This window comes from Haliscomenobacter sp., assembly GCF_033763495.1.
Taxonomy (GTDB): domain Bacteria; phylum Bacteroidota; class Bacteroidia; order Chitinophagales; family Saprospiraceae; genus Haliscomenobacter.
Window position 1 is genome coordinate 1 of the sequence record NZ_JANRKL010000088.1, and the last position, 18,639, is coordinate 18,639.

16 protein-coding genes and 1 pseudogene are annotated in these 18,639 nt (G+C 45.0%); 12 read left to right on the forward strand and 5 right to left on the reverse strand.

The window, feature by feature from the left end:
- The 3 genes and pseudogenes from SFV55_RS09395 to SFV55_RS09405 form a co-directional block, all read left to right on the forward strand.
- Positions 1–475 (forward strand): annotated as a pseudogene (locus tag SFV55_RS09395) (2-oxoacid:ferredoxin oxidoreductase subunit beta); the annotation flags it as partial.
- Between the two features lie 260 nt (positions 476–735).
- Positions 736–1,254 carry a Crp/Fnr family transcriptional regulator gene (locus tag SFV55_RS09400; RefSeq protein WP_320029235.1) on the forward strand — a complete coding sequence of 173 codons (519 nt, stop codon included), beginning with the start codon at positions 736–738 and terminating at the stop codon, positions 1,252–1,254.
- 101 nt (positions 1,255–1,355) lie between these two features.
- Positions 1,356–2,255: an alpha/beta hydrolase gene (locus SFV55_RS09405; RefSeq protein ID WP_320029236.1), complete on the forward strand. Its 900-nt coding sequence runs from the start codon at positions 1,356–1,358 to the stop codon at positions 2,253–2,255.
- A gap of 220 nt (positions 2,256–2,475) precedes the next feature.
- Here the strand turns inward: SFV55_RS09405 and SFV55_RS09410 are convergent, their stop codons facing one another.
- From SFV55_RS09410 to SFV55_RS09420, 3 genes are all read right to left on the reverse strand, one after another.
- Positions 2,476–3,060, reverse strand: coding sequence for a hypothetical protein (locus SFV55_RS09410; RefSeq protein WP_320029237.1), 585 nt, complete (start codon positions 3,058–3,060; stop codon positions 2,476–2,478).
- Between the two features lie 142 nt (positions 3,061–3,202).
- Positions 3,203–4,033, reverse strand: coding sequence for an alpha/beta hydrolase (locus SFV55_RS09415; RefSeq protein WP_320029238.1), 831 nt, complete (start codon positions 4,031–4,033; stop codon positions 3,203–3,205).
- A gap of 100 nt (positions 4,034–4,133) precedes the next feature.
- Positions 4,134–5,264: an AraC family transcriptional regulator gene (locus tag SFV55_RS09420; RefSeq protein WP_320029239.1), complete on the reverse strand. Its 1,131-nt coding sequence runs from the start codon at positions 5,262–5,264 to the stop codon at positions 4,134–4,136.
- Positions 5,265–5,342: 78 nt separating this feature from the next.
- On the opposite strand from SFV55_RS09420, the gene SFV55_RS09425 reads away from it, so the two are divergent.
- The 8 genes from SFV55_RS09425 (at position 5,343) to SFV55_RS09460 (ending at position 14,040) form a co-directional block, all read left to right on the forward strand.
- The gene (locus SFV55_RS09425) at positions 5,343–5,918 is read left to right on the forward strand and encodes a Crp/Fnr family transcriptional regulator (RefSeq protein WP_320029240.1); all 576 of its coding nucleotides are present in this window, start codon (positions 5,343–5,345) and stop codon (positions 5,916–5,918) included.
- 80 nt (positions 5,919–5,998) lie between these two features.
- Positions 5,999–6,655 carry a hypothetical protein gene (locus SFV55_RS09430; RefSeq protein WP_320029241.1) on the forward strand — a complete coding sequence of 219 codons (657 nt, stop codon included), beginning with the start codon at positions 5,999–6,001 and terminating at the stop codon, positions 6,653–6,655.
- Positions 6,656–6,659: 4 nt separating this feature from the next.
- Entirely contained in the window at positions 6,660–7,643 is a 984-nt protein-coding gene (locus SFV55_RS09435; protein WP_320029242.1) for an alpha/beta hydrolase, read from the forward strand.
- Positions 7,644–7,665: 22 nt separating this feature from the next.
- Positions 7,666–8,262, forward strand: coding sequence for a GNAT family N-acetyltransferase (locus SFV55_RS09440; RefSeq protein WP_320029243.1), 597 nt, complete (start codon positions 7,666–7,668; stop codon positions 8,260–8,262).
- 134 nt (positions 8,263–8,396) lie between these two features.
- Complete coding sequence (locus SFV55_RS09445; protein ID WP_320029244.1) at positions 8,397–9,272, forward strand: hypothetical protein; 876 nt, start codon at positions 8,397–8,399, stop codon at positions 9,270–9,272.
- 216 nt (positions 9,273–9,488) lie between these two features.
- Positions 9,489–10,649, forward strand: a complete 1,161-nt coding sequence (locus tag SFV55_RS09450) for a helix-turn-helix domain-containing protein (RefSeq protein WP_320029245.1) — start codon at positions 9,489–9,491, stop codon at positions 10,647–10,649.
- A gap of 81 nt (positions 10,650–10,730) precedes the next feature.
- Entirely contained in the window at positions 10,731–12,383 is a 1,653-nt protein-coding gene (locus SFV55_RS09455) for a serine hydrolase domain-containing protein (RefSeq protein WP_320029246.1), read from the forward strand.
- Positions 12,384–12,582: 199 nt separating this feature from the next.
- A complete protein-coding gene (locus SFV55_RS09460) occupies positions 12,583–14,040 on the forward strand; it encodes a M14 family zinc carboxypeptidase (protein WP_320029247.1) in 1,458 nt (485 codons plus the stop codon).
- Positions 14,041–14,134: 94 nt separating this feature from the next.
- Here SFV55_RS09460 and SFV55_RS09465 read toward each other — a convergent pair whose 3' ends face one another.
- Positions 14,135–15,763, reverse strand: coding sequence for a serine hydrolase (locus tag SFV55_RS09465; protein WP_320029248.1), 1,629 nt, complete (start codon positions 15,761–15,763; stop codon positions 14,135–14,137).
- 196 nt (positions 15,764–15,959) lie between these two features.
- The gene (locus tag SFV55_RS09470; RefSeq protein ID WP_320029249.1) at positions 15,960–16,931 is read right to left on the reverse strand and encodes a WYL domain-containing protein; all 972 of its coding nucleotides are present in this window, start codon (positions 16,929–16,931) and stop codon (positions 15,960–15,962) included.
- 100 nt (positions 16,932–17,031) lie between these two features.
- On the opposite strand from SFV55_RS09470, the gene SFV55_RS09475 reads away from it, so the two are divergent.
- Positions 17,032–18,639: hypothetical protein (locus SFV55_RS09475; RefSeq protein WP_320029250.1), on the forward strand; the 1,608-nt coding region annotated here is incomplete at its 3' end.

Sequence of the window (18,639 nt, forward strand, 5' to 3'; positions counted from 1 at the left end):
TCAATTGATTCCTTTGATCAAAGCGGCTATTTCTCACCACGGTTTTGCGTTGATTGACGTGCTTTCGCCTTGTGTAACTTTTAACAACAACACGGGTTCCACCAAGTCCTACGACTATGTACGCGAGCACATCACCACCGCGGATGTCATCGACTACGTACCACCAGGGGAGGAAATCACCATGGACTACGCCGAAGGTACTTCCGCAGATTTGACCCTGCACGATGGTTCCATGTTGCAACTGACCAAATTGGCACCCAACTGGGACCCACGCGATAAAATGGCGGCCATGCAACGCATTTATCAATCTCGCGCCAATCAGGAAATCCTCACTGGTTTGTTGTACATCGATCCAAATACCCAGGATTTGCACGATCTGATCGGAACGGTGGCAACTCCGCTAAATGAATTGCTGGAAGAGGATTTGTGCCCAGGAAGTGCGGTGCTGGAGGAGATCAATCGGGGATTGCGGTAGTATGGGGAGCAACAAACACCCCTATTTCCATTTTGGCCGTCTTATCCAAGACCGTCTTACAATTTCCGCGAAAGTAAACTACATGCATTCGTTGGTGAACCACTATGTTACGGCCATATTTTTTGTTGTATCTTGCAAGTACATAGTCAGACTCGCTGATTATTGGAGAGTACGTCTTTTTTGGGTTTGGTCACCTACGAGATACGTACTCTCTCCTCTTTTCACCTCATATGGCTACGCCTAGGATAACTAAAAATAATATGAATATAGTCCTGCCTTCCGACTATTTTAATAAAGGCAAAGAAGTGGAATATCCTAAAAACTTTATTTTACAAAAGGAAGGTAAGATGGCAACTAAGTTTTGGGCCTTAAAAAAAGGCATTGCTCGATACATTTATACCCAAAATGATAAAGAGTATTCTGGCTGGTTCGACTTTGAAAATGAAATTGTGGGTTCAATAAACAGTCTTGTAAATTTGGGCATAGCAAATGAAACCATCCAACTAATTGAAGACTCTGAACTTATTGAATTTACCATCAGTGATTTTGATGTAAAGGATGAAAAATTTATACATTTTAAAACCCAAATCATTCAATACTACTTCATTGAATTGGAAAAGCGAGTAAAATTTTTTCAAAGTCTTGACGCAAAACAACGTTATCAATATTTACTTCAACATAAACCGCAATTTATTAAACGAATACCACAACATTTGTTGGCTTCCTTTTTAGGAATTACCCCTGAGTCATTAAGCCGTATAAGAACATCTGTTTCTTAACATATGTCAATTTTGTTCTTACCAAATGGTAACCATAATCAAGAGCTGTCCATCATAATTTTGCATTGTGAAAATGAATTCACACCAAAATAATTCATACCATGCAAAAGTTAAATTTTAAGGCTACAGCTTTTTTGTTGTTGCAGTTCTTACTGACAACTCAAATTTATTCACAAACCATTAATGGCAATCCGCTTTCTTCATACAGCAAGCTGAATACAAGCCAAGCCAAGACAATTGTCCTCATACATGGAATGTATCAAAACAACCATAGCTGGGCAAAGTGGAAAGAATATTTTGAACAAAAGGGGTATACTGTTTATGCTCCGTCCTATCCTTATCACATAGGAACTCCTCAATACTTAAACGAAAATATTGATCCAAAATTGGTGAATTTAACATTCAAGCCGGTCTTAGAGTATATGACTGCATTTGTAGATTCGCTACCAGTGAAACCAATAATTATTGGACACTCTATCGGTGGATTAATTATGCAAAAGTTAGTTGAGGCAGATAAAGCAGCATTAGGCATTGCTCTGGCACCTGCTAACCCACCCAAAATATCTGTTTTCAATTGGAGATATATTCGTTCCAACTTTAGAATGGTAAACCCATTTAGAAGACGAAATATTGTGTGTCGACCGAATGACGAGTACAGGTGGCTAAATTTTACTTTTTTTAATACGCTTGATGATTCTACTGCTAAATCAGAAATTGCAAAATACTTTGTTCCTGAAAGTAGAAAATTTGCTAAAAGTACGGCAAAGGAATGCTCTCCTATAAACTTTTCTAAGCCTCATGTTCCTATGTTATTTATATCGGGAGAGAAGGATAATGACCTGCCTCCGCCATTGATATATAAAAACTATTTAGCTTATACAAACAAAGAATCTAAAATTAATTATTTTCAGTTCCCGAATAAGTCACATTATATTGCGAGTGAACCTGGTTGGGAAGATGTTGTCAAGTATATCGAAGATTGGATTGAACTAAATAGGTAATACGGATGAAAATGACTTTCTTGATTGCCATTTTACTAATGGCATACATACTACCGGACATTTTCAGTTCTATATAAGCGAAACCTTTAGGTCTCGAATACCTGAAGATTTGGGAACCGATTATCATGAAAATGTTCGGTAGTATGGTTTTGCTCCAATTTTTGGGTCAAAAAAGAAGTTTACGGATCCTCTAACTACAAATCAATTATTTGGATATAAATCACTTTTTCAATTTTATCCCAAGCCCTACACTCGTAGTGGAAAAACCTTCTCCAGCAGCCAGCATGCGGAAAGGATAAAGCGAAAGGTAATGTTGTAAGGTGAAATAAATCTTTTTTTGCCCAAGCCTCAATCGATACAAGACGCCCAATTCAGGAAGCAATTTACTGGTAATCAACTCTGGTTTGAGTGCTTCCTGGGCATAGGAATGAGAGCGGTAATATCGCATTCCCCCCAGAAAAAACAAACTATTGTTGAATCCTTTGTTGCCAATACTGCCTCCCACCCCTAGCGCTTCTACCATTCTAAAATGATTGATGGTGAGGTAGTTTTCTGAAGGATCGGTATCAAAAACGGAAAGGGCTAATTCGGAATAAAAAGCAGCACCGATACCCCTCCCTAAATTTTGTTGGTACAACACATTGATGTTGGGCACAGCCGGGATTTGTAGTATCCCATTTTTACCGAGCTTAACCTCTAAGCTTCGAAAATCAGCATCCAAATAACTGGATTCGCGAGTCTGGCCGTATGCAGATGCAGCACAATACAGTGCCAGCAAGATGGTATACAAAGTTAGTTTATTCACGATTATTGGATTTATTGGTGTTAGGGGCGAGAAAAAAATAAGTAATTCATTTTGTCGTAGGGTCAGATAAGTAAATGGTTAATTTCAAGTGTCTTATCTGACCCTTTGACTCAAAAAAAAATGAATACTTATTTTTGCCCTACTACCTGTAATAAAAATGGATGGCTTGTTCAAAATTCTCCACCATGGAGGAATTATGACTTGTATTTCGAATTTTCACAAAGGTGCTCTTACAATTAGGATAATACTTCTGGAGTCGCAAGTACCATTCCTCGGCTAAAATGGTGATAGCTTCTTCCAATTCACCACATCCCACGTACACCAAGGTTTTTTGGGGAGCATTATTGCTTCGATTTTCGAGCTCATAGCGAAGAGTAACCCCATCGTCCCACCAAAGAGCAGGGCTCAACAAAAGGTAATTTGAAAACAAGTTCGGGTGTTTTGCAAACAGGTAAGCCCCAAAAGAACCTCCAAGAGAATGACCTGCGATGGCTCTACTCTCGGTATGAGTGTACACCGCGAACTCCTTTTCGATTTTTGGAACCAGTTCGAATTCAATAAACCGAGTAAATGCTTCAATACCCCCCCCTTGATCATCAAATGAAGGTAGTGAGGTAGGGGTAAAATCCCGGATGCGTTCACCTGCATTACCAATTGCAACCACGATTGCCCCGGTTTTTTGAGTCTGCGTCTTGGCTTCTTCAACCAAGCGTCCGACCAACTGATAGGTTTTTTCCTTTTTGCTCCCTCCATCCCCATCGAGTACGTAAATGGTTTTGAATTGCTTACCCTCCTCATAGTCGCTCGGTAAAACCACATAGATGGGATAAGTAGTGCCCGTGTTGGTAGAGCTGATTTGGAACTGCTTGATAAAAGCGGGTGCGATCGTGCTTTCTTCTTTTGCACAAGCATTCAGGATAAAGACAATTACCCAAAATAACACTATGGGTATTCCTAGTTTTGAAACATGCATAACAGTCGTTTTTAGGCACAAAACTATGGGCAGGCGTTGGATTGCTTGTTCTATTTTATAAATCTGAACCAGATTTGGCCTCAAAAGGGGTTCCAATTTATCATTCAGGCCTTTGATTTTTGTAGTCGCTGGGAGATAAACCGGTGAGTTTTTTGAAACTGGTATTAAAGGCGGTTTTGGAATTAAAGCCAGCGTCGTAAGCAATTCCTAACATACTCAGGTGCTCGGTATCTGGGGTTTTAAGTAGTTTTTTAGCTTCCTCTACTCGGTAACGATTGACGAATTGCGCAAAATTTTCACCAAAACCTACATTGATTACATAAGAAACAACATGGATGGAACTTTGCATCTTTTCCGAAAGCTTGAGTAAATTCAATTCATTGTCGAGATGAGGTTTTTCAGTTTCCATTAGTTGTTTCAACTGTACCATATGGTCCTGCAGGCGTTCGGGACTTAGCAAATGACTTTTTGCCTGGTTTTCATCCGTATTGTTTTCTAACAATTCCTGGATTTGTTTTTTTTCAAGAGGGTTGAAGTTATAGACTTCGCCTTGATGTAGTGCGTAATGCGCAAGTAAAAACAGGGCGATTAGAAAAGTAACCGTAATCAAATAGCTGACCCAGCTCCACTGAATGAACAGGCCTACTATCCACATCAATACCAACAAACAAACCCAGATTATAAAATTTTTGAGCCACTGCAAATCATTTTTTCCGCTGGAGGCATCAATTTGAGCAATGTTTCGCTGATGCCGTTGGATTAGAAGAAAGGACAAGCTGCAATAAGTCAAAAAATAGGCTAAAAAAATGCCCAAACTGATCTGGTAGCTTAACGATACGGCTTGAGTAGCATGCAAATTGGCTAATTTCGATGCAGGAGCTTCCAGGATAATCGAGGGAAAGCGGAAGAACAAAAAAAAGATGAAAAAAGAAAAATGCAAAAAATCGAGGCGTTTAGACTTTCGCTGCGGGTGAACATACCATAAAGTCGCCAAATAAAAAGTAGGTGGGATCAAAAACAAGAAACCATCTAAGAGGCCAATGATTACGGGGTATTGATCATAAACCCGATGGGTGACCAAGAGGGCATCCAGGGACTGTGCTCCGACACTCAAGATAAAAAATCCAAGCCAAAAGTTTGCCTTTTTATTGACGCCTTTTGGATTCGTGAAGATGAGAAAGGCAAGGAGTAAGCTTGCCCCCGTAATGATGGCTTCTAATACTTGTAACATTTGGTTTGACTTAAGCTCCTTAATTGGTTTTTGGTACCTTTGATTCAGATTCATCTTGAAAAATCAAGAAAACGCAATATGTACAGTTCATCGGAACATATCGAAAAGATGATTGCGAACCTGCCCCCTGCCGTACAAGACGTTTTTCTCAATCTAGGCCAAACGCGGCAAGTTAAAAAAAATGAATACTTGATCAGAGCGGGCGACATTTGCAAACATCTTTACATTGTAGAAAGTGGCTTGTTTCGCACTTACCGAGTCATCCAGAAAAATGATTTGCCAGTAGAAATTACCAGCGGCTTCTCTTTTCCGGGCGACTTTGATACTTCCCCCAGCAGTCTGGTTCTCAAAACCCCTTCTCCTGAAAATATACAGGCGCTGATGGATTCAAAAGTAATGGCATTTGATTTTTCTGACCTTGATCATTTGCGACACAGCACGCCCCAATTTAATGAACTTATTTTTTTGGCATTGATGGATTATACCGCCGCCATCGAAGAAGTTTTGCATGATTTCCGGGTGTTGAATGCAAGCGAACGTTATGAAAAACTGCTGCTGAAACATCCTCATTACGTACAACAGATTCCCCTCAAGTACTTAGCCTCTTTCTTAAACATGAAGGAAGAAACTTTAAGCCGAATTCGGCGCCAATGATTTCTTGACTTTTATCAATTGTCTCGGATTGTACAAGCCAATAGTTTTGCGTTAGTTTTTCACCCGCTAACCAAAATTAAATGAAAAAGAAATGGCTTGTGTGTCTTTCTGCGCTACTTGTTGTGCTGAATGGAGCCGCCCAGATTCAAAAACCGGATGACAATATCCGACATATTGCCATCTCCAATCTTGGGTACGATCATAACCTTCTTTCTGTCAATGTTGGCTATGCCTTTTACCAACCTCGGTTGAAAACGGCTGCCTTTGTTGACCTGACAAAAGGTACTGCATTATTAAAAACGGGTAATTATAGAAGTCAAATCGGCATACAAACCTGGCAAGGTTCTTCAAAAGAATTCAACTTAAAAAGCTTACTCGCCTTGGTGTATACCCGCAGCACCAATAAGGCAGGAGAATACGATGCCTTGGGTTTCAACATCCAGATTAATGCCGGAATCAAAAGGGGAAAACTAGGATTTGGCACTGATTTTCAATACAATCCTTTCCTTTCAACCCGCATCAAGCACTCAGACCTTTGGCGCCAGTATTATTACGAAAATGCCAAAGATGGTCGGTATGGGTTTTCCACCAATAATTTACGCATAGGGATGTACTTGACCACTTTGATCCAACCATCGTTGGAGTTCTATCTCCGTGGAGGCTATCAAACCACTGGTGAATTCGACAAACTGATTCCGCCGTATTATGCCATTTTAGGACTAAACAAAAAATTCTGAACATATGAAACCCGTATTGTTATTCACCTTAATTGTTGCCTTTCTCGCAACAAGCTGCGAGCTATTGGATCCAAATGAAGAAGGCAATTTGGTTGCAAAAACAGTTGCTGAAGACCTATCGCTGCCTAGTGTACAGCTTTCTTCTACCAAATTGCATGTTCAAACCTATGGAAGCCCCCAAAAGACCAAAATATTTATGCTAGAGGGCGGCACCGGAGAAGACTTTCGTTATTTATTGGTATTGAATAATCCTGTCAAGGGATGGAGTTTACCTCAACAGTATCAGGTCATTTATCATGACTATCGGGGTTGTGGCTTATCACAACGGCATCCGAGCAAGGAGTTGACCATCGCACTATCGCTTAAAGACCTGGAAGAACTAATCGACAAGTATGCCCCGAATGAAAAGATTATTTTGATTGGGCATTCTCACGGCGGATTTGTAGCTGCGCAATACCTCAATTCACACCCTGACCGAGTAAAAGGTGCCGTTTTTATTGAAGGCGGTGCATTTTCTACGGCAATTAATAAAAAATTGCCCAAGGTAAATTCAGTGAACTACTTCGGAATGGACATCAACCAGATACTGTGGGTAAAACAACTCATTGGCATGGACAACCACACCAAAGCCGATTATTTGTACGATATAGGGCGAATCAACCGGAACAACGCGGATAGAGGCCAAAATTGTCCTTCTCCCAACTATCGAGCAGGTGCGGCTTCGGCAATTGCTATTGCGATTGGGGAAGTATATGATGGAAATTATGACTTTACGACCAAGCTATCGACTTTCCAACCGCAGGTATTGTTTATCAGCAGCGATCAAAGCAAAGACCTTGGCTTTGACTTTCAAGAACGCTATCAGGCGTCCCTGTTCCCGAATTACATCCATAAAAAAATAGTTGGTACAGGTCATACTGGCATTATTACTTGCCGAACGGAGGAAACACTAGGCTACATCAAAGAATATTTAGAAGGAATTCGCTAAACACTTAACAATCCATACAGCAATGATCCGATTTGCGACACCTCTCGACGATACGTCAACCATTGCCCGCCTAATTTATGAAACCGACAGTATTATTCCCTACTTGTTCGGAGAGCGGGATAAAGCACTGCCTAAAATTGAAAGCTTGGTCAAAAGAGAACATGCTCCATTCTCGCACCAGCATATTTTGGTTTATGAATCCTCACTCCGGGTGATCAAAGGCATCCTATTGGCCTATTCCCCGCTGCAAAAAAATAAAAAAAAGGAGGCTGAAGACTACGCCCAGGTTTTTTCTTCTGTTGAGTTGCTGATGCTTTGGTTTAAGTCGCTTTTCTTGAAGCCAATTGAAAACAAGTCGGCCATTGATGGAATCTACATTCAGAACATCTCGGTGGATGCTGCCGCCAGAGGTGAAGGCATTGGAACAAAACTCATTGATTTTATTGAAGAATGGGCATCCAATAACGATTACTCTTCTTTATGGTTGGACGTGGCATTTGCCAATGAAAAAGCCAAAAAACTGTACGAAAGGCAAGGATTTAAGGTTGTAACTCAGCATCGACTGTTGTTCTCAAAACAAGGTTTTTACAGGATGAGAAAGTCCTTAGTGACCTCTTAAACGTAAATGGCTTGGGGGCTATCTATTGCCCCTGAGTTCATTTGGAAGACTAAATTTTATCCAACCTGATCCATGGAATAGAAACAACAATTATGTTTGTACTTGAAACAATCAAAGCAACTCACTTCTATTCCATGAAAACTAAACTTTTTTTACTTGGCCTCAGTTTGTTAGGCCTTCTCAGCGCCTGCTCGCCTAAAATAGGAGTCAAAGTACTCCAAAGTTTCCCCGCTCGCCAATTGTATGAAGGCTTGATTGTGTTCATGCCAGGCGATTCGATTCCATATACCGAAGCAGAAGTTATTGGAGAAATTCGAGTCATGGACAGCGGCACATCCATCAACTGCGATTTGGAAACGGTAGTAGACTCCGCTAAAGTGCAAGCTTTGAGATTGGGTGCCAATGCGATTAAAATTTACAAACATAAACTTCCAAGTGCCCTTGGAAGCAACTGCCACCAAATTAGCGCCAAAGCACTACGGTTAAAAGAAATTCAGTCCTATGAAAAAGAGATTGTCTGGGATGCCCGCCGAAGGCTAAGCATCGCCGATTTTAAAGGAGACACCTTGAACCGTCCTTTCCAGGCAGCAACCTGTTCTTCATTTAAATACAAAACCTGGGGCAGGTTGATTGATGGCTACATGACGTTGAAAGTGGAAACCTTTTTCGATTGCTTTTGCTCCTATTTCAAACCTGATGCTGATGTTGAAAAACTTCTGGAACACGAACAAATTCATTTTGACATTAGTGAAATTTACGCCCGCCGATTTGTTCGTCAGGTGAGTTCAGAGATAAAGTCAATCGAAGAATTCAACAACATCGGAGAACAAATCGCCAGAGCTGTTTTCCTTGAGATGCAGAAACGGCAAGACTTATACGATAGCGAGGTATACGCTGATCCATCCAAACAAGGTACTTGGATCGAAAAAACGCAAATTGAATTGCAGGAACTCCAGGAATTTGCGCCAAAACAACTGCGCATCAGATTTAAAGCAAAAAAGCAGCAGTAAGTCCGACAATTTCGGTTAATTCTGACCTAATCAACCTCTAACTTTGTGCCCTCTGAGTCCTCTTGTTTCCTTGGTGGTAAAATAAATTGTCACTTTGGTTGTCTTTAGGAAAAGCTAGGGCAACTCCTCCTCGCGTTCTTTTTTTCGTTTTTGTAAACATTGGGAAGCAGACCACGTTTTACCTAAGTTGTACAACATTTGCTACCCTCTTCACCCATGCAATTCGAATTCACACCCAAGAGCGGCCTCCTGCTCATCTTCTTCGTCCACGGCCTGGTTTTTTGCTTTTTGCTCCTCAAAAAAGGTTGGCAACACCAGGACAAGGCCAGTCTGTGGCTGAGTCTGTTTGTTTTTTTGTGCGCGATGTACATTGCTCCATTTATGCTGGGTTACGCAGGTTGGTACTCCCGGGGATTTAGCCGCAACATCATGTTTTATGTTCCCTTCCAACAATTGCTGCTCATCGGGCCAGTCATCTATTTTTACACCCAAAGTTTGTTGAATAAGTCTTTTCAACTCAGCAAAAAAGACTTTTGGCACTTCTTCCCCGCTCTGGCTTATTTTGTGTACACCCTCGTCGTTTTTATCACTGATAAACTCATCCTCCACCAATACTATTTTTATGCCGATCAACAGGACAAGGACCTGGATCCCTGGTATCAGGTGGCGGGGCTAATTTCGATGCTGGTGTATTTATACCTGAGTTTGCGATATTACGCGGTGTACAAGAAGCTTGCTTTTGAAGTGGTCAGTTTTGCGGATTCCATTTTGTTCAATTGGGTTCAGCGCTACCTCCTGGCACTTTTGTTGATTTCCTTGTTGCGGGTTTTGTTCTTTATTTTGAACCCGGAATGGGGGGAATTTGGCAGTAAGTTCTGGTACTACCTCTGTTTTTCCATTTTGTTCTACTACATCACCATCAGCGGGTATGCCAATTCGGTGCAGTCGGTGATTGCAATGGAAGCGGCACTATCCGATCATGAAGCACCAGTTCAGGTGCAAGAAAAGGAGATCAAAGAACCTGCTGAGTTGGTCAATTTACCCGAGTGGAAGGACAAAGTTGTGCAAATGATGCAAACAGAGCGGCTGTTTGAAAACCCCAACCTCACCCTAACCGATGTAGCGGAAAAACTCAAAACCAACCCCAAGCAGGTGTCCCAAATCGTGAATCAAGGCTTTCAACTCAACTTCAACGACTTTGTCAATCAGTACCGCACTGAGGCCATCCTTGAAAAGTTTCAACAGGGCGAGCATCGCCAGAAAACCCTTTTAGCCCTCGCCCTGGAATGCGGCTTCAATTCCAAATCCACGTTTAACCGTGCTTTTAAGAAGAGTACAGGCCTTTCCCCACAGCACTACCTGAAAAATCAAGCCTGAAATGAGTGCCAAATCCAGATTTGAAGCGCCGGAGAAACTGTTCTACCTGATTTTTGGAGCTTGAATCACAAAAACAGGATCATGAAAAGTTTTTCCGTTGCACTTTTTTTATTGTTGGCAACTTTCACCCAAGCTTTGGCCCAAAACATCGAGGTTGTCAAAATTGACCAATTGCTCGAATCCAAAGTAAAACCGGGTGTACCGGGTTTGGCGCTAGGTATTGTCAAAAATGGCACCATCGTATACGAGCGTTACCTGGGCTTGGCCAATTTGCAACACCAAATCCCGGTTGAGGCCAAAACCCGCTTCAATCTGGCCTCCGTGGCCAAGCAGTTTACGGCACTCTGCGTGTTAAAACTGGTTTTGGAAAACAAACTTTCCCTAGAAGCCGACCTCCGCCAGTATTTACCACAAATGTACCCCCAGCTTAAAACCGCCATCCCGCTCAAAACCCTGCTCAATCATTCCAGCGGCGTGCGGGATTTTTACGACCTGCTCAGTATCAGCGGCAAACCCTGGTGGCGACAGGAGGGTCTGGACAATGAAGATGCGCTAGCCATCTTGTTGAAGCAAAAAGAGCTCAATTTCGCGCCCGATTCCGAGCATTGGTACAGCAATTCCAATTACACTTTGCTGGCGGAAATTGTCACCAAAGTGAGTGGAACCCCATTCCCCCAATTTGCCAAACAGCTTTTTACAGACTTAGGCATGCCCAACACCCAGTTCTGCACAAATTACATGCAGATGATTCCTTTTCAGTCGCTACCCTACAACGACTGGGGCGATGGTAGTTGGCAGCAATACCCCATGATGACCAACCTTTATGGAGACGGCTTTTTGTACACGACTTTGAAAGATCAGTTGGTGTTCGAACAAGCCATTCAAAAGGCCGCCGCCCAAGCCAATTCCTTGTTGTCGATCAGCCAAAAGCCAATTCCAAACACCCTAATTCAGGATTATGGCTATGGCTTGGAAATCAGCCCAATCAATGGCTATCCTGCAGTGCATCATTCTGGCAGTACAGGTTCGTACAATGCCCAAACCCTGCGTTTCCCTGGCGAAAAATTGAGCATCATCGTCCTCAGCAACAATGGCAACTTGTGGAGTGGCGGAATTGCCCGAGAAGTGGCGGCCCAAATTCTGGGGCGCAAAACAGCAGAAACCCCTTATCTCACCCGACCAGCACAAGTACAAGCGGCCTCAACACCCAGCGATTTGGTCGGCCAGTACCGCAGCACTGACAACAACATCATTCGGATTCAGCTCAGGGAAGGAAACTTGTATTGGCAGATGGACAACAACAACCCGCGCAAACTGATTCAGGAGGAGGGCAGTTTATACCACTGGGACATTGATGAAGATTGGAAAATAGCCTTCAACAACCGGCCAGATTCGACTAGCAGCATGGTGCTCTATACCAAGTCGGAGCAGCCAGAGGTGCTTAAAAAACTGCCTCCTTTTGTCCCTTCCGATGCCTACTTGCAGGCTTGTGTAGGCAAGTATTTCAGTGCCGAGTTGGACTTGAGTTTTAGCATCAAATTATCGCCTGAAAAGGGCTTGGTTTTTAAAAGAGAGGGGGGCAAAAATGAAATCAAGATCGAGGTGGTACAAAAAGGGGAGCTCCTTGCATCGGATTACAAAATGAGACTAGAAAGCGGGGCCAATGGGCAAGTGATGGCGGTTTTGTTGACTTATAATCGGGTGAGGAGTTTGCGGTTTCAGAAGGTGGAGTGATATTTTGCGCTGTAGAGACGCACGGCCGTGCGTCTCTTTATTGTATAAAAAACCAGGTGAAGACGCACGGCCGTGCGTCTCTACAGCGCCACATTCTACCTTCAAATCCTGAGCTGAGCGACACTGAACGAGAGAGGCCGCATTTTTTGAATCTCAAATATTTTCCGTTATTTGCGATCCTAACCATTGTACCTCAACCATGCAAAAGCTCCTACTCATCCTGATATTTTGTGGCCTCTTCGCTTGCCAAAGCAAAACCCAGCAGGCCACTGAACCCGCCATTTCGCCCAACGCTGAGCGCTTTTACGACCAGCACCCTGCTTACCGGGTCAGTGGTCTAGAAACCCGGCGCTTCAAGTTGGAAGACATTGAGCCGATGATCAAGGCGCTGCCAGAACCTTTTAAGGTAAAACTGGCAGGAAAATCCTTCCAGGACCGCAACATCTACCACATCAGCATCGGTACCGGGCCAGTTAAAGTGCTCATGTGGTCGCAGATGCACGGCGATGAATCCACGGCGACCATGGCCTTGATGGACTTGTTTCAGTTTTTGCAAAAGAAGGACGAGTTGGATTCGGTACGGCAGTTGCTGTTGTCGAAATTGACGCTGCACTTTATCCCCATGCTTAACCCCGATGGAGCCAATCGTTTCACCCGCCGCAATATGCAAGGCATCGACATCAACCGGGATGCCATGCGCCTGCAGACCCCCGAAGGGCGGATTTTGAAAAAAATTCGGGATGAAATCAAAGCCGATTGGGGTTTTAATCTACACGACCAAAACATCTACCTCGGCGCTGGGGTAGGACCTTATCCTGCTTCCATTTCGGTACTGGCCCCAGCCTATAATTATGAAAAACAGATCAATGAAACCCGTGGCGATGCCATGCGCCTGATCGGGGTAATGAACCAATTGTTGCAACGCCACATCCCCAAGCAGGTTGGTCGCTATGACGATGCCTTTGAGCCCCGCGCCTTTGGCGACAACATTCAAAAATGGGGGACCCGCACCATCCTGATCGAAAGTGGTGGCTTGAAGGGCGACCCTGAAAACCAGCTGCTCCGTCGCCTCAATTTTTCCATCTTCCTGACCGCGCTGGAGGCCATTGCTACCGGGCGGTTTAAAGAGTGGGATTACAGCGCCTATGAGGGCCTTCCCGAAAATCAACCCAGCGGTATGCAGGACCTGATTGTTCGCAAGGTGCAAGTCACTCGCACCGACAAAACCTACAAAGTTGACCTGGCTTTCCGCCGTGAAGAAGTGAATTGTGACAACAGTCGTAAGTTTTTTTACCGCTCCAACATTTCCGAAATGGGGGATTTGCAGAATACCTTTGGTTATGATGAAATTGAACTGGAAGGTTATCAGGCGATTCCCGGCAATATCCGACCAGGGGTGATTAGCTGGCAAGAGGCTCAAAAACTGGACCACATGGCCCTGCTTCGCGAAGGCTTTACGGATGTACAGGTGAGCAGCTGGCCCGAAAGTTTGGAATTGAGCAAGCTGCCCGTTTTGTTGGTCCGACCCAAGAGCAATCCGGCTAGCCCCGGGAATTCGGGCTTGATCAACCTGGGTTCGAGTGGTTCCATTCTTTTGCAAAAGGATGGAAAAACGGAGTATGCAGTGGTGAATGGTTTTTTGCACAAGGTGCTGTAGTTCAGGCTGTATAGTTGTTGTGGTTTTTTAATGCTTCACTACTTGTAATTTTTGAAAAAAATGGTGCTTGAGAAGATCAGCCTCAAGCAGACACTCATTTTATCCTCAAAAATCCAATGTTCCAGGCCCGACTCGTCGTAAATTTAAAACCCGTCACCTTCCCTTTTTTACCAAATACAAACTCCAGCAACTCTCCCTGCTCATTTTTAAAGGTATTCGTGTAAAAAGGTGTGAGTTTTTGATCCAAATCCGGCAGCAAAAAAGTTTCCAGCGCCCCATTTTTCATCCGTACCTCATAAGTCGCATCCGCTTCGCTGCTGCGGTAAGTCCCCACAAAAGCCTGTAATTCCTTCTCACTGGGTTGGAAAGCCGCTTTTTTCTGGAAACCAATGGTGTCGCCATTGCTGCTGTAGGAAATGAATTTGTTGTCCGAAAATTCCAGGCGGTTGCTACCCAGGAAAAAAGTATGCTCCTTGGTCGCCTGCAAAATCTGCCCGCCTTTGGTACGCAGTAAGCCATCTTTTACCTCCAGTTCAGTGACGTTTTCATTGCGCACGCAGCGGTAGAGCCCGGCTTTGGCTTGCAAGGAAGCTTCATCCGGGACAATGGTGCCCAATATGGGCTTATTGGATTCCCTTTCTCCGAAAAACACAGCTGCCACTTTCATTCCAACATCCACTGGGCCAACCATTGCCGAATTGCTCAAAAAGGCAATCGATAAATCTTTTTCCGGATAATAAGCCAGCCAGGCTCGGTACCCTGCGGTGGCTCCACTATGGCTAATTTCTTTGAAGCCATTAAAATTCCCAATGTTCAACCCTGCTGCATATCCAATGGTCACTCCGTGATTGAGGATGCCACGGGTTTGCTGCAATTCGGCCATGGCTTTGCCGCCTACGATCTGGCTTTTGTAGTTTTGGTTCCAAAGCATCAGGTCGCCAGTGGTGGTCAGCAGGCCGCCGTTGCCGTGTACCATTTCAAAGGGCATGTTTTGCAAGAAGTTGTTGCCAAAGCCGGAATAGGCGATGGCGCGATTGGGAACAATTTTGCGGTAGTCATCGCGCCATTGGGTATTTTTCATGCCCATAGGGCCAAAAATGCGCTGCTTGCAAAACTCGGCAAAGGACATCCCACTCACCCGATCCACGATGATGGCCATGAGGTTGTAGCCCGAATTGCAGTAGTTGTACTGATCACCCGGCGGGAAATTCAGGCTTTTTTGCCGCGCCAAAATCTCCAGCACATGCGCATGGGTGTGGGTGCGTTTGCCCCGTGGCCACCCGCCCACTCCTGCTACCGAACCCCAATCGCGCAGGCCGCTGGTGTGAGTCATCAGGTGGCGGATTTTGATGGTCGGGCCATAGTTTGGGATTTCGGGGAGGTGTTTTTGGATGTCATCATCGAGGCTGAGTTTGCCATCTTGCACCAACAGCAAGATGGCCGCCGCTGTAAATTGTTTAGACACGGAACCTGCTTCAAATACGGTTTCGGGGGTATTGGGAATGTTGTGCTCCAAATCGGCCATGCCAAAGCCGGAGTTGTAAATGGTTTGATCGCGGCGCACTACGGTCAGGACGCCACCGGGAGCCTTGGGATTCCATTGACTAAAAATGGCGTCAATTTTTTTGAGGGTATCGGCGAGGGTCGGGGCTTGGGCGGAAATTGTGATGGCCCAGAGGCTCAGCAGCAGGAAGCATAAATTTGGTTTGTAGTGGCGTGGCATAGTGGTATTTTGTAGTGATGAAAAGGTTGAGGCCAAATTTAGGAATTCAAAGGCTTTTAAACGACTGAGGTGCATCTTAAGTGCCTTAAGTTTCTAAGGTGGTGAAAATATGCTTCGCTAAGTTTTCTTTTCACCACCTTAGAAACTTAAGGCACTTAAGACACAACTCAGTGAGATGATGGCTTTGATATTGACTTCACCCATACCGCCCCGCCCCGCCCTCAAAAAACGCCTTCAATGTCCCTCGCAAATCCTCCGGCCCTAGCACCTCTACCTCAGCCCCGTAACTCGCCAGTTTCCGAATCAACTCAATCGTGATGCACACATTCAGGCGCACCTTGATGCCGCCCTCTGCATCCTCCTCCACCAATTGATACGGATGAAAAGGGCGGGACAAAAAATACCGCGCCTGCAAGGGCGAAAAATAAATCAACACCTCCCGCGCCTGCTCCACAGGCTCGGTGTGCATACCATAAATGTGTTGAAAAAACTGTTCGGGTTTAAAATCCGGCGCTTCAAAAAAAGCAGCCAACAATTCCGGTTTACTCGTGATGCGATCCAGCGCAAAAGGTTTCAGGTAGGCGTATTGGGGGGAGTGCCCGACTACGTACCAGCGCTGGTCGTGTTGACGGATACAATAAGGCTCCAGTTCACAACTTTGCGCCTCCTTTTGTTGGAAAGACTGGTACCCAAAACGCACCCTCCGCTTTTCCTCAATGGCCCGCAGTAGCGCTGGCAAGTATTGCGTGCCGATGTTTTGAACGGGTTCAAAAAAAATCGACTTGGCTGCGGCTGTACTGCGCACCCAGCCACTCACCCCTTTGCGGATTTTATCCACCGTGCTCCGCAAATCGCGGAATACTTCCAGGTGTTCAAATTGCGCCAGGGTTTCTACCGCCACATGCAAACGGTGCACATCTTCAACATTCAGCGCAATCTGGGCCGTCAGGTCAAAAGGGTATTCGTAGCAGTAGCCCAACCGCTGTTTGTCCCAAATGATTGGCGCATCCAACTCGCTGCGCATGAAGGCAATGTCGTTGTCCAAGGTGCGCCGACTGATGTTGCAAGCCCGGCACAATTCGTCGGGTTTGGCAGCAGCACCTTTGCGCAAAGTCAACAGTTCGTGAATGCGGCGAAAACGGGCTAGTTGGTTTTTTGTTTTTGGCACAATAAAATGTTTTATCAACGCAAATAGATTGCGTCAGGGGGATGCATATTTGTAGCATCAAAGGTAACAACACAATTTTAAAACAGCATAAATCCACGCCATGAGTCTGTTCGACTTTCTTCGCAAATGGAGCGGCCGCCTGGAGCAGGAAGAGGCTGCGGAACCCGCCCTCGAAACTGTAGCAGCAGCAGACGTGGATACACTGGCAACCAAAGTTCCTCATTCCAAAACCCAACACCGCCCCAACCCCGCAGCCCGTGCAGAAGCTATTCTGGCACATTTGGCCTTAGCAGTAAAAGACCCCGCTGCACAAGCCGCCCGCAATTGGAAACTCAGCCGGGTCGTTTGGCGCGCTGGTGAGTTGTGCTTGCCCGAAGCATTGCCTTATTTGGCTCAGCTCCTGCCCCAAGCTGGAAGCGAAAACCCCGCCTTAATGCGCTATTGCCTCTTGTGGGCATTGGCCCGCTGTGCCCGCAACGCCAGTGAAGCACAAAAAAGTAATGTTCAAGCTGCCTTGCGCCATTTATTGGATGCAGCTGTAGATGAACAAACTTACCAGGTTGCAGTGCAAATTTTTAGCCCCAGTGAACGGGCCGTTTATCGGGAAAACCTTGTACAAAAACTCCCTCCCTACTTTCAACAACTGATTCAGCGTGCCAGCAATGCCAACGCAATGGAAGTAGGAGAAAAATTGCGCCTCACGCTAGAAGACTACCTCAAAAACCGCCCCAAAAGCCAGTTCAATTTTGTTGAAAAGTTATACGCACTGACGAGCGATTTCCCTTTTTTGCGTCCAGCTGTATGCTATTTTGCCCAGGAAGCTCCCTTCAAAGCTGGTTACTTTAAGGTGTTGCGACACCTCTACAAAATGGCCGAAATGCGCCTCGACGCAGAATTGTATGGTATCCTGAGTGTACGTTTTGCAGCCGTACGCCCCAATTTTACGGCCTTCCCGGAGGGGGCTCGGACTTACATGGAACTTGATGGTGCCTGGCAGGCTGTCAACCAACGGGAGGAACTGGCCAAAGCCGATAGCCGTCTGGCTTTCTCCAACAAAACCCGCGAATGGTTCATTCGCCGCAGCATGCAAACTTTATTACAATCTTTTGAATATACCGACCATACTTTTGTAAAACTAGCCACCAGTTTAATGCTTGGCCTGGACGACGAGCGCCACATCAGCCAATTGCGTTGGGAGTCCAGTTACAAGTACGATCCCAAAACGCGGCGCTGGGATGAGTTGCGTACGTATTACCCTCCGTACAGGGAGTACCTGAGCATATTTTACCTGCTTTATGGGGCTTTTGGCCACCTCAAGCTTTGCCGCAACAATACCGAATGGAGCATTGGCAATGATCATTATAAAGATTGGGAAAAAGCCGCAGGCAATTTTCCCTTTCTTCCCCATGCCGAGCGTTGGGATGCTTGCCCGCAAGCCTATATCCACCTGTTGGTGGAGGGAAAAGCGGCACTGGTATTGGAATTTGCCTTGGCCCGTTTTCAGGCACATCCCCAGTATGCTGAGTTGTTGCAGCGTTTTGACCAAAACCTGCTCGGTCAACTTTTAAAGAAAAAACACCGACCCACGGCGCTTTTTGCGCTCAATATCCTTGTAAAACAATTTGACCCCAGCCAGCCCAATCGGGCATTGTTGCTGGAGCTATTGAACAATCCCCATGTTGAGATCCGGGAGCAAGGCTACCAATGG